Below are 12,247 nucleotides of genomic sequence, written 5' to 3'. Positions count from 1 at the left end.
AGATCAGGTGGAAATAAGCAGATTGGCAATTGTAAATGAGCGGTCCGTTCGGCTGCGACGGTGGAGATACGGTGTAAACGCTTTCGAAGGTTATGTTGAGGAGATTCTACAACAACTTCGGCTTCCTTTCAAGAGTTTCGACACATTGGATGAAGCTTTAGCTTATAAACCGGATCTGCTCATCGCTGCGATATGCGAAGAAAACGAGGAAAACGGCCGCAAGCTGAAGCTGTACGCAGAGGAAGGCGGAACCGTTATATCTTACGGAGGCCTGAACATCCTGGCCCGCGAGCTCGGGTTTTACGAGGAAGGTCTGCTTGGCGCCGGATATGCAGTGCTTCCGCAGTTTAGCCATCCGCTTCGTTTCCTGTCGGCTCATCCATGGAGTCCAAGTCCTAATAACAATGGGAGTACAAACGTCGTACAGACAGGGCTGCTTCATCAAGAAGAACCCGCAGGAAAGGAATCCGGCCCCGCATTATTATCGATTAAGGTCGGCCGGGGAACGATTGAGCGCTGGTCGGTCAATATCGCCGCTTCCGTCGTTAGCTTGCAGCAAGGCACAGGACCCGTATACGATGACGGCCCGGAAGCGCAAGATGGAACAATCCCTACCCGAGAGGGTATTTTAAAAGCGGATGACCGCTGCGCAATGGACTGGAAATACGATCGTCAGACTACCGAAACAGGGATGAATTACTACGCCTTCCCCTATGCGGATTGGTGGAGAGACGCACTAATTGGACATTTGGTTTCCGTTAGTGTCGCCAAGGGTAAAGCCCTCCCCTTCCTCGGATATTGGCCTGAAGGGGTTCCGGCTGTGCTAGCCATTTCCCATGACAGCGACCTGAACGTAGATGATCATGCCAAGGCCACGCTGCAGTTGCTGCGCGAAATCGGCATCCAGACAACATGGTGCATGCTGGAACCAGGATACTCCGCACCGATCTATGATCAGGTTAAAGAAGACGGCCACGATCTAGCTCTCCATTACAACGCTTTGGAAATGGACGGCGGAATCTGGGAGGAAGAGGCCTTCCGCAAGCAAAGCTTGTGGCTCAGGCGTTCTGCCCAGATCGGGCGAATTCCCTCCAACAAAAATCATTACACCTGCTTCGAGGGCTGGGGAGAATTGTTCCGGTGGTGTGAGCGCTATCGTATTGAAGCAGATCAAACAAGGGGACCCAGCAAGAAAGGCAACATCGGATTTCTCTTCGGCACATGCCACCCTTACTTCCCAATCAGCGACTTCACCGAAGACAATCGCTTCTACGACGTACTCGAAATCGGCTTCCTCAGCCAAGACTTAAACCATCCCGAATTGTATGACGCAACCGTAGCCGAGCCGTTTCTCGATACGGTGCAGCAAAACGAAGGCGTCGCCCACTTTCTTTTTCACCAGGCCCACATTCACACCCATGAATCCGTAAGGCAGGCGGTACGGGAAGTCGTAAACGGAGCCAAGAAGCGCGGGTTCGCCCTGTGGACCATCGCCGAAATTAACGAGTGGGAAAGATCTCGCCGAAATGTATGGATCGCCGGAGTGGACAACGACGGACACCCTGTGCTGGAGGGGGCTCACCTATCCTTTCCTACAGCCGTATACATCCCCGTGACGGACGCCGAGCCTTCATCTGACGGGACTTATGAGACCAAATTTGGAGTCATCTGCCAAAAATATATCGTAGGGTGAAAGGAGAGGTACAATGCCGAAAGAAGCGATGGAACCACTCGAAGTTAAACCGGCAAGCCGGGTGAATATTCATAGATCGCTGCGTACCAAGCTTTGGCACGAGCGTTATCTGTTCATCCTGCTGCTGCCCGGTCTGATTTATTTTCTAGCCTTTAAGATCATACCTATTTTCGGCAATGTCATCGCCTTCCAGGACTATAACCCTTTCAAGGGCATCTGGGCCAGCGATTTTATCGGCCTGGATAACTTCAAGCGAATCTTTGAGGATAGCGAAGTCCTGCGCGTCCTCCGAAACACGCTGTACATTTCCTTCATGCAGATCGTGTTCGTCTTCCCCGCCCCGATCATCCTTGCCATTATGCTGAACGAGGTGGCCCACGAAAAAATCAAACGCATCATTCAATCCATCGTATATTTGCCCCACTTCTTCTCTTGGGTTGTTATTATCAGCATCGCCATGATCTTCCTCGAGCCTGAAGGGCTGATCAATCAGGTCCTCCAGAGCTTAGGCTTTAACTGGGTTTCGTTCATGTCGAAGTCGGAGCTGTTCGTCCCGATCGTCATCGTGGAGCTCATTTGGAAAGAAACCGGATGGTCCACGATTATTTTCCTCGCTGCGCTCGCTTCGATCAATCATGAGCTGCTGGAGGCGGCAACGATTGACGGAGCCAACCGCTGGAAAAGAATCCGTCACATTATCCTCCCGTCCATCGGCGGTACCATCACGATTTTGCTCATTATGCGTCTGGGTTCCGTCCTTGATTCCGGCTTCGAACAAATCTTTCTAATGCTCAATCCCTTCAACAAAGAAATCGGTGACGTGCTGGATACCTTTGTCTACGAAAAAGGGATTAAGCAGAGCGACTTCAGCTTTAGTACGGCGGTTGGCCTGTTTAAGGGCATTGTCGGTTTCGTACTAGTCCTGGGCGCCAATAAGATCGTCAAGAAGTTTGGGCATGAAGGATTATTTTAAACTACAGCCATTTGCGAAAAAGGAGTGTTCGCTATGCTCTTCAAAACGAGAGCAGACAGGTGGTTTGACTTTTTCAATTACCTTCTGCTGGTCATCGTCGCCCTATGTATGATTTTTCCGCTGCTCTACATTTTCTCCGTCTCCTTTTCCACCATGGATGATTATCTGAAGAAAAATATTATATTATGGCCCTCCAATTGGGATCTCGGCGCGTACCGCTACATCTTCTCAACGCCAACCTTCAGCCGAGCTATGATCGTCAGCGTCTGTCTAACTGCGGTCATTACCTTCTTCAACCTGTTCATGACGACTACGATGGCGTTCGCTGCTACATTCCGCTTTACCGGCTCTAAATTCGTGATCAGAATGGTCGTATTCACGCTATTGTTTTCCCCCGGCCTCATCCCAGGTTACCTAATGGTAAAATCGCTTGGATTAATCGACACCTACTGGGCGCTCATATTGCCTGGGGCGATCAGCACATTTAATCTCATTGTCATCCGGCAATTTTTTCAAGAGCTGCCCCGGGAAATTTTCGAAGCGGCCAAGATCGACGGGGCCAATGAACTGCAGATTTTTGGGCGTATTGCCCTCCCTCTTTCTAAACCGGCTTTAGCCGCATTTACCCTTTTCTATGCCGTCGATGCTTGGAACGCTTACTTTAACGTCATTTTGTATATCAACGACACAACCAAGTGGACGATTCAGGTCGTTCTTCGGCAGATGGTCATCGTCTCGCCGCCTGACAACAACTTGCTGTCCAGCTTGCTGCGGGACCCGCCTCCGGCGCAAACCGTTCAAATGGCGGCCGTACTCGTCACTACGCTCCCTATACTTGTCATTTATCCGTTTCTGCAAAAGCACTTTGCCAAAGGGGTGATGCTCGGATCTGTAAAAGGATGATCCATTCACAAACCAGCGTTGTCTTTTAGAGAAAGATGCTTTTTCAGCAAGGTGCTTGTAACGCCAATCGATACTTATTTTATGGAGGGGATCAATTGATGAGAAATCTCAGAAAAGTGTTGTTCGGTACGCTCGCTTTGGTTTTTGTTTTGGCAACAGCCGCGTGTTCCTCAGGCGAAAAAAATTCCGAGAGCTCCCCTTCTAACAAGTCCTCCGATCCTTCAGCAAACGGGGATAAAAACAAAAAATACACCATTACGATGATGGATTTCACGTACGGAAAAATTCCGCCTACCGACGGACCCGGCATTAAGTTGATCAACGAGAAGTTCAACGTCGATTACAAAACGACAATCGTGCCTTATGACGGTTATCTTGAGAAAATGTCTGCCACCATTGCCGGCGGCGACATGCCCGACGTCTTAGGCATTGAAGAATACATGGCTGCCGGCTCTCTGCAAAAGTGGGCCGAGCAAGGGGCGTTCCTGAAGCTGAACGATTATATTCAAAAGTACCCTACCCTGGCGATGGTTCCTAAGGAAGTTTGGGAAGCCGTAACAACCAAGGATGGCACGATTTGGGGAATTCCGCGCTACTACCCCAACACTCCCGTTTGGAACTGGGCGATTCGTCAAGACTGGCTTGATAATCTCGGACTTAAAATGCCTACCAGCTATGAAGAGCTTGGCAAGGTGGCCCTCGCTTTCACCAAGGATGACCCCGACAAGAACGGCAAAAACGACACTTACGGTCTCGTCATGAATCCGGGCGGCCATCCGAACTATGGCATGGGCGCATATTGGGAAAGAGATTCCTGGTATCACAAAGATAAGGACGGCAATTTCATCCCGGGTTATATTACGGATGCCCGCAAAGAGGTTGTACAGCTGTTTGCCGATTTGTACAAACAAGGGGCGATTACCAAGGGCTTCGGCGCCAATGCAAGCTTCGAGGTCGGGCAGACCGACTTCTACAATAACAAAGCCGGGATCTATGTGGCCGGCATTCGCGGGATGGACGAAAACTTAGCGAACTCCCTGCTCTCCATTGCGCCAAATGCCAAGCTCTCCTCGATCCCTCCTTTTAAAGCGCCGGATGGTTCCCAAGGCTACACCGCCCAGCGTGGATACTACCGGATTACCGTATTGAACGGAAAGCTGAAAGGTGATGAAGGCAAGATCGACCGGATCCTGTCCATGATCGATTACGGGCGTACCTTTATTCCGGTTGACCAACAAAACCCGGACAACGAAATTTTTGATTTCCGTTCCGGCAAAGCTGGCGTTGGCTATAAGTATGAAAACAGCGTAGTTACCTTCTCTCAACCGGATCAAGGCCTGATGCCCTTCACCTACCTTCCGGATTCCGTCATGTGGGCTCCAAGCGTGCTGGACAACAAATATGCCGATACGCAAAAGAACCCACTTTTAAAACCACTCATCAAACAGCTTGAAGAACAGTACGCACAGTACGAATCGTATGTGGACCCAAGCTATTACGGATACTCCGCCACACTGAACAGCGCAAAAGGCAACGATGCGGCAACTAAAGCCACCGATACGCAGGTGAAGATGATCATGGGCGAAACGCCGATATCGGACTGGGATAAGATGGTCGACACCTTTATGAAGAGCGGCGGCTCTGACATCATCAAGGAAATGAACGAAAGCCTGAAGGGTAAAGAACTGGTTGGCTATAAAAATATGAGCAAATAGAGGTTCCAAGTGACTGAGCCATCATACGTACATTTAGGGCAGCCCTGTCGCAATTTTAATATTTTGGCAACTATGGTCATAACCGATCCTTTGGACGGACGGGAGAAGCTGGTGCTCTCCAATTACGCCATGGGCGAGACCGGAAGTATCCTCTTTATCGACACGGAGTCCGGTGAAGGCGAAAGCATCAAGCTTCCTAAAGGCCCGGGAGCCTGGGGCCTGGTAAACTGGCACAATGAGAAGCTCGTCGTCGGCACCTGTGTGGATCAAGCTTATTTGCATGTTTTGGATTTGCGGGCACGTAAGTGGAGCGAGACGCTTGAACCGCAGGGGGAGGCTTATTTCTGGGGAATGACACTGGGTTCGGACGGAAAAGTTTACGGGGGCACCTACCCGGGATGTTCCTTGCTCCAATACGACCCGGTTAACCACACTTTGAACAATCTCGGCAAAGTATCTGCTAATACGGGGAACCAGTACAGCCGCCCGGTTTGGGGAGAAGCACCCGGATATATTCTCGTGAACTATGGCTTCGATACCTGCGGGATGAAGGCTTACCGAATCGAAAGCGGCGAGTTTGTCGATTTCGGTGCTCCAGGGTCACAGATCAAATGGGTGACTTCCGAGTTGATCTGTGCGGAGAACGGTGACAACGGCAGACTCATTTATTATGATGCCGCCACCCTCCAACCTCTGACTGAAACTATTCCGGCACAGCTCATTCCCCGGCTAACGGTGACGCTGCCGAACGGGCAATCCATCCCCGTTCGGCAATTAGCCGATAACCGGCTTGCGGGAGTAAGAGGGCAGGAATATTTCATTGTGGCGACACCCGAACACCATTCAGAAGGTAATGAAGATACAGTCGTTGTTGTGCTAAAGCCCATCCCTGTCGAAGCTCCCCCAACCGCCATTTTTACTCTGCAGTCGGATGGTAAAGAGCTTTTGTGGGGTTCAAGCGGGTTCGGTCAGACGATCTTCAGCTTTGATCCGGTAGGCGGAACGTTTTGGAATTCCCCTTCGGTTTGCGATGCCGGCGGTGAAGTATACGGTGTGCAGTTCATTCGGGACTGCTTGTTCCTGAGCTCCTATGTAGGCGGCGATCATGTCGTTTATGACCCGGCTAAGCCTTGGGACCAACTGAACAACCTCAACCCGCAAACGCTGCGTTCTGTCGGCCCTGAGCTGATTCGTCCGGAAGGCCGAAGCGTTATTGGCCCGGACGGTGGCTTTTGGACCGGGTGGTCCGCGAAATACGGAGTGTACGGCGGCGGCTTGTCGCGTGTTGATCCCGTTACGTTTGAGGTCGAATGCTGGCTTGATCCTGTTCCACAGCAGCAAATCGCAGGCGTTGCCTCCGATGATAAATTCATCTATTTTACGACGAATGGCGGCGCGAGCGGGCTGCCCCATCGAGCTGTGCCATGCCGGTTCGGCATATGGGCCCCGGGCAAGGGGCTGGTCCATGAGGAGATTTTTCCCGAAGAACAGGAAGCTGGGAATGCGATCGTTGCCCTTGGAGGTAAAGTTGCTTGCGGGGTTGGAGCGCGAATTTGTATTTTTGACCGGGAATCCCGATCATTCATCCATACCGCTTCCGTGGAGAACAGCTGTCAGTGGCTGGTAGCAATTGATTCGCAGACGGCGGGCGCTTTTTGCGGCGACCAATACTGGGAAGTAGATGTAGATACCGGTGTATCGCGATTTGTCTGCACATTGCCGGGCTTTGTAAGGGCCGCCGTGATCCATAGCGGAAAGCTTTATTTTGCGGTGAACGCGGACTTGTATGTGTTTCACAGATTGATTCCAAAGAGGTGAATATGGTGGAGAAATTAGCCATTCATGGCGGACCTAAGGTCAAAGCGACTCCATTTGGATCAGGCAAAAGGTTCGGAGAGGCGGAATTGAAAGAGCTTCGCGAGGCGATCGAGCAGGATACTCTTTTCTATCATTATGGTCAAAAGGTGAAGCAGTTCCTGCAAAAGTTTAATGAGATGTATGGCGTAAAGTACAGCGTAGCTACCTCCTCGGGAACCGCGGCAATACACGTCGCCTTGGGGGCGGCCGGCGTGACGGCCGGAGATGAAGTCATCACCAGCCCGATCACTGATCAGGGCACGGTTATTGGCATTTTGTATCAAAATGCGATTCCCGTTTTTGCCGATGTGCTTCCAAACACGTACAATCTCGACCCGGCTTCGGTTGAGGCGTGTATCACGGAACGGACCAAAGCGATAGTGGTAGTCCATCTAGCCGGAAACCCCTGCGATATGGATGCTATTATGACCATTGCCCGTAAATATGGGTTAAAAGTAATCGAAGATTGCGCGCAGAGTTATTTGAGTATGTACAAAGGCAAGCTGGTCGGCACCTTCGGCGATTACGGATGCTTCAGCACGAATGATTTCAAGCATATTTCCACCGGGGATGGCGGTATGGTCACCGTGAATTCGGGAGATGACGAGGATTATGCTGTTGTCCATGCTTTTGCCGATAAAAACTATCAGCGCTTCGATCATATCGTCGCCCGTGACATTCATCATATTGCGCCCAACTACCGAATGACAGAGCTTCAAGGCGCTGTAGGCATCGCCCAGTTGGATAAACTCCCTTGGATCTGCGAGAAACGGCGTGACTACGGAACAATGCTGATCGACGGCCTGACAGGAATTCCAGGGGTTTACCCGCCGCAAATTACAGATGGAGGAACGAGTTCTTTCTGGTTTTTTCTTTTCCGCTTGGATATGAAAATGCTGAACGGAACCGTGGATGAATTTGTGGCAGCACTTAATGCGGAGGGGATCTCGAGCGTGCGGGGCTATATTCCGCAGCCGGTGTATATGCAGCCTTTGTTCCAGAAAAAAGAGGCTTATCCGGGAACTCATTATCCCTTCAGCCTATCGGAGGTTTCCTACGAGGAAGGGATTTGTCCGGAGGCCGAGCGAATTTTGAAATCCTCTGTTCGTTTTGGAATTAGCGAGTTTTACACGGAGTCCGACATCGAGGATATTATTGCGTCCATCCGAAAGGTCGCGGCATATTTTATGACGGCTGGAGTGACGAAATCTTGAGCATACCACCGCTGAAAATAGGAATCATCGGGCTGGACACCTCGCACGTTACGGAATTTACCGCCATCTTGAACGATCCTCAGCATCCGCATCACATCGAGGGGGGAACGATTCAGGTCGCTTATCCGGGCGTCCCCTCCTCTGATTTTGAGTTGAGCTACGGAAGAATCCAAGGCTTTACCGACGAACTGGTTCGCGATTATCAGGTTCGGTTGGCTCACTCCGAGGAGGAGGTTGCCGAAGAATGCGACGCGATTTTACTGGAATCAGTGGATGCACGGGTCCATCTGGAGCAGTTCAAACGTATCGCCCCTTACGGAAAACCGGTGTTCGTCGATAAACCTCTGGCACTAAGTACTCGGGAAGCCACGGAAATGTTCGAGCTCGCAGAAAAGTACCGAGTCCCTTTCATGAGCTGTTCCTCGCTCCGCTTCGGAGAAGCTTTATCCGAGCAATTGCAGGAGATGAAGCAGGGGGAATCCATCATCGGCGCCGATTGTTATGGCCCTATGGCGATTGAACCTACCCAGCCGGGACTGTTCTGGTACGGCGTTCATATGGTGGAAATGCTTTATCGCGTGCTTGGAAAAGGCTGCGTCTCCGTCAGAACGTTCACCAATGATGACTTTGATTTCGTCATCGGAACGTGGGCGGACGGTAGGATTGGAACGGTTCGCGGCAACCGCAAAGGCAACTACAAATTTGGCGCTTTAGTGCACGGGGATAAGTCGACGCGCTATGCCAATCTCAGCGACCATCCGAAGCCGTTTTACGTGTCGATGCTTGAGAAGGTCATGCACCTTTTTCAAACCGGCGAGGCCGCGATTGATCATGAGGAAACGTGGGAAATCATTCGGTTTATGGAGTGTGCGAATATGAGCCGGGAAACGGGGACAGCGGTTAGATTGTAAGGCAAACGATATTCGACCGACCGTAGCGTAGGTTCACCATTTTAGCGTGCCACATCTAGCCCGTATGGGTGTCAATAAGGCGATCCCATAAGGGAATTTTATGGCCTTATTTATGCATTTTAGCCTCTTCCCTAAAAAATAAGGGAATTCTGTGGTCTTATTTTCGTGCTGGGGCTGGAAAAATCGCTATTTGGGTGTTTTCGATGGAAAATAGGTACATTAAATTCCCCTATTTTCAGCTTGAGCACCCTTTTTTCTGAAATAAGTCCATTTTATGTACCTATTTTTCATTTTGATCATCAAATGATGCCGCACCCACAGCATGGGTACCAATAATCTTTAAAAAATCGATGGAGGTATTGCTCATGTCCGTTAACACTGAGCAGTTGGCATTTCTAGGCGGTCCCAAATCCGTAACCGAGCCGCCCGGAAATATGTTTACCTGGCCGATCATTACGCAGGAAGATGAGGAAGCGGCCTTGGAGGTTTTACGCAGGGGAGCCATGTCCGGGACCGATGTCACCGAACAATTCGAAGCCGATTTCCGTGAGTGGCTGGGGACCAGCTACGCGCTCGGCTTCAATAACGGGACGGCGTCTCTTCAGGCAGCCATGTACGGCTGCGGCGTAGGGCTCGGTGATGAAATCATTTGCCCTAGCATCACCTATTGGGCTTCCGGCGTCCCAGCTTATTCGCTGGGAGCGACGATCGTATTCGCGGATATCGATCCGGTTACATTATGCCTTGATCCCGAAGACATTGAGCATCGGATCACCGACAGAACGAAAGCAATCATCGTCGTTCACTACTTCGGGCATCCCGCCGATATGGACCCGATTATGGAAATTGCTGAGCGGCATGGCATTAAGGTAATTGAAGATGTATCGCATGCACACGGCGGCATCTACAAGGGACGACAGCTCGGAACGATCGGGCATGTCGGCGCCATGTCCCTCATGGCCGGGAAATCCCTGGCCGTCGGCGAAGCGGGCATGCTGGTGACGAATGACCGGGAAATCTATGAGAGAGCGATTGCCCTCGGCCACTACGAGCGCTTCAATGACCGAATCCAGTCCGAAGCGCTCCGGCCTTTCATCGGCTTGCCGCTCGGCGGATACAAATACAGGATGCATCAGTTAAGCTCGGCGGTGGGACGCGTACAGCTGCATCATTATGAGGAACGACAGGCTGAAATCCGCCGGGCGATGAACTACTTTTGGGATCTGCTGGAGGACGTTCCGGGACTGCGTGCGCATCGCACCGTTAAAGATTCCGGCAACCTGATGGGAGGTTGGTATGCTGCCCACGGGCACTACCGCTCCGAGGAGCTTGGCGGCTTGTCCGTTTCTCGCTTCTGCGAGGCAGTCAGAGCCGAGGGCGTCGAGGACTGCTTTCCGGGCTGCAACCTGCCGCTGCATACTCACCCCTTGTTCAAGGATGCAGATATTTACGGGCATGGAAGGCCAACCCGAATCGCCAATTCCCCGCACGATGTACGGAATATGGATTCTGGCCTACCGGTTAGCAGCAGCATTTCCGCCAAGGTGTACAGCATACCATGGTTCAAGCATTACCGCCCGGAAGTCATCGAGCAGTACGCTCTCGCCTTCCGCAAAGTTGCAACTCATTACCAAGATCTGCTGGCAGACGATCCGGGCAACCCTGCCACGATGGGCGGGTGGAATATGTTTAAGCCTCGCAAATCCGTGAAGGCGGATTGATCCAAAACAAAAAGTGTCCCTTAGAGCCATGTGCTGGCTAGAGGACACTTTTTTAATTTACTATTCTCGGAACTCACCCTTTTGGATGGAATAAACATACGCTTTTTTATCAGCATAGGTTGTCTCCCCATCAAACTTCATTCCGATTTTCTTCAATACCCTGATGGACGGCAGGTTTTCCGGTTCAACGGTCGCTATGAGTCTATCAAGCTTTAATGGGCCAAAAGCATAATCAATACAAGCCAAAGCCCCTTCGGTGGCGTACCCTTTATTCCAATATTTCTGTCCGATCATAAACGCCAAACAATCCTCGTATTTACCGGCAATTTGCTGGTTTAATATCCCTATTTGGCCTATAAAATCGCCTGTATTCTTTTCATATACGGCCCAGTAGTCATAACCATATTGTTTATAGCATGCCATGGCTGCATTCAACCATTTCGTTGCACCGGTCAAATCCATAGGCCCTGAGCAATACTTCATCACCGTGGGGTCGCTTAAAAGAAGAAACAATGGTTCAAGATCGGCTTGCGCGAATTCTCGAAAAACCAACCGATTCGTCTGGATGATGTCCATCTTAACTCCCCCTCTCTTACAAAATCCGAGAGCATAGCGAGTTAATATTTAATAGTTCTCTTTTCTCACTTCAAAAAAGCTTTGCGAGCTCATGCAGACCGGACATACCTTTGGCGCTTTTTTGCCCATCACCAGATGACCGCAAACCCGGCATTCCCACATCGTTTCTTCGCCCTTTTCAAACACTTGCTGCATTTCTACATTGTTCAGCAAAGCACGATAGCGCTCTTCATGAGCCTTTTCGATCGCAGCCACTCTACGGAAGTTGGCAGCCAGCTTCTTAAAGCCTTCCTCTTCGGCTTCTTTAGCAAAGCGGTCGTACATATCCGTCCACTCGTAATTTTCCCCTTCGGCAGCGTGCAGCAGGTTTTCAGCTGTAGAGCCCAGATTACCCAGCTCTTCAAACCAGACGCGAGCGTGCTCCTGTTCGTTGCGAGCGGTCTTTAGGAATATCTCGGCCAGTTGGTCATAGCCCTCCCGCTGAGCCACCGATGCAAAGTAAGTGTATTTATTTCTGGCCTGACTTTCCCCGGCAAAAGCTTCCATCAAGTTTTTTTCAGTCTTCGTGCCTGCATAGGAATTCTGTGCGGCTTGTTTTTCTTCATTTGACATGTCCATTTCCTCCGTTTTCCGATTGATTTCGTTGTTTCCGTACAACCTTCCTCCTTAATTCTATAGAATGAT

The 12,247-nt window shown here is 50.7% G+C and carries 10 protein-coding genes; 8 read left to right on the top strand and 2 right to left on the bottom strand.

Annotated elements, in window-relative coordinates; genetic code table 11:
- Positions 1–22 precede the first annotated feature (22 nt).
- From ACFQ3W_RS00955 to ACFQ3W_RS00920, 8 genes are all read left to right on the top strand, one after another.
- Positions 23–1,693: a hypothetical protein gene (locus tag ACFQ3W_RS00955; protein WP_379315685.1), complete on the top strand. Its 1,671-nt coding sequence runs from the start codon at positions 23–25 to the stop codon at positions 1,691–1,693.
- Between the two features lie 28 nt (positions 1,694–1,721).
- A complete protein-coding gene (locus ACFQ3W_RS00950) occupies positions 1,722–2,666 on the top strand; it encodes an ABC transporter permease (protein ID WP_379315683.1) in 945 nt (314 codons plus the stop codon).
- Positions 2,667–2,699: 33 nt separating this feature from the next.
- Positions 2,700–3,569 (top strand): carbohydrate ABC transporter permease, encoded by an 870-nt coding sequence (locus tag ACFQ3W_RS00945; protein WP_379315681.1) that lies wholly within the window; start codon positions 2,700–2,702, stop codon positions 3,567–3,569.
- A 98-nt stretch (positions 3,570–3,667) separates the two neighbouring features.
- The gene (locus tag ACFQ3W_RS00940; protein ID WP_379315679.1) at positions 3,668–5,284 is read left to right on the top strand and encodes an ABC transporter substrate-binding protein; all 1,617 of its coding nucleotides are present in this window, start codon (positions 3,668–3,670) and stop codon (positions 5,282–5,284) included.
- Between the two features lie 63 nt (positions 5,285–5,347).
- The gene (locus ACFQ3W_RS00935; RefSeq protein ID WP_379315677.1) at positions 5,348–7,102 is read left to right on the top strand and encodes a hypothetical protein; all 1,755 of its coding nucleotides are present in this window, start codon (positions 5,348–5,350) and stop codon (positions 7,100–7,102) included.
- A 2-nt stretch (positions 7,103–7,104) separates the two neighbouring features.
- Complete coding sequence (locus ACFQ3W_RS00930) at positions 7,105–8,355, top strand: DegT/DnrJ/EryC1/StrS family aminotransferase (RefSeq protein WP_379315675.1); 1,251 nt, start codon at positions 7,105–7,107, stop codon at positions 8,353–8,355.
- Entirely contained in the window at positions 8,352–9,266 is a 915-nt protein-coding gene (locus tag ACFQ3W_RS00925; RefSeq protein ID WP_379315673.1) for a Gfo/Idh/MocA family protein, read from the top strand. The genes ACFQ3W_RS00930 and ACFQ3W_RS00925 overlap by 4 nt, the downstream gene beginning before the upstream one ends.
- A 365-nt stretch (positions 9,267–9,631) precedes the next feature.
- Positions 9,632–10,987, top strand: coding sequence for a DegT/DnrJ/EryC1/StrS family aminotransferase (locus tag ACFQ3W_RS00920; RefSeq protein WP_379315671.1), 1,356 nt, complete (start codon positions 9,632–9,634; stop codon positions 10,985–10,987).
- A gap of 60 nt (positions 10,988–11,047) precedes the next feature.
- Here the strand turns inward: ACFQ3W_RS00920 and ACFQ3W_RS00915 are convergent, their stop codons facing one another.
- Both ACFQ3W_RS00915 and rbr read right to left on the bottom strand, forming a co-directional pair.
- Complete coding sequence (locus ACFQ3W_RS00915) at positions 11,048–11,563, bottom strand: GNAT family N-acetyltransferase (protein WP_379315669.1); 516 nt, start codon at positions 11,561–11,563, stop codon at positions 11,048–11,050.
- Between the two features lie 48 nt (positions 11,564–11,611).
- Positions 11,612–12,175 carry a rubrerythrin gene (gene rbr, locus ACFQ3W_RS00910; RefSeq protein ID WP_379315667.1) on the bottom strand — a complete coding sequence of 188 codons (564 nt, stop codon included), beginning with the start codon at positions 12,173–12,175 and terminating at the stop codon, positions 11,612–11,614.
- Positions 12,176–12,247: the final 72 nt, after the last annotated feature.

Origin of the sequence: Paenibacillus puldeungensis (genome assembly GCF_042678945.1) — a bacterium.
GTDB classification, from domain to species: domain Bacteria; phylum Bacillota; class Bacilli; order Paenibacillales; family Paenibacillaceae; genus Fontibacillus; species Fontibacillus puldeungensis.
Note: the sequence above shows the minus strand (reverse complement) of the source record. Positions and strands in the feature narration are given on the sequence as shown.

Bases quoted from the DNA above. Each gene is read 5' to 3' on its own strand.
- ACFQ3W_RS00950 (WP_379315683.1), top strand. From the start codon at position 1,722: ATGGAACCACTCGAAGTTAAACCGGCAAGCCGGGTGAATATTCATAGA.
- ACFQ3W_RS00945 (WP_379315681.1), top strand. From the start codon at position 2,700: ATGCTCTTCAAAACGAGAGCAGACAGGTGGTTTGACTTTTTCAATTAC.
- ACFQ3W_RS00920 (WP_379315671.1), top strand. From the start codon at position 9,632: ATGTCCGTTAACACTGAGCAGTTGGCATTTCTAGGCGGTCCCAAATCC.
- ACFQ3W_RS00940 (WP_379315679.1), top strand. From the start codon at position 3,668: ATGAGAAATCTCAGAAAAGTGTTGTTCGGTACGCTCGCTTTGGTTTTT.
- ACFQ3W_RS00915 (WP_379315669.1), bottom strand. From the start codon at position 11,563: ATGGACATCATCCAGACGAATCGGTTGGTTTTTCGAGAATTCGCGCAA.
- rbr (WP_379315667.1), bottom strand. From the start codon at position 12,175: ATGTCAAATGAAGAAAAACAAGCCGCACAGAATTCCTATGCAGGCACG.
- ACFQ3W_RS00930 (WP_379315675.1), top strand. From the start codon at position 7,105: ATGGTGGAGAAATTAGCCATTCATGGCGGACCTAAGGTCAAAGCGACT.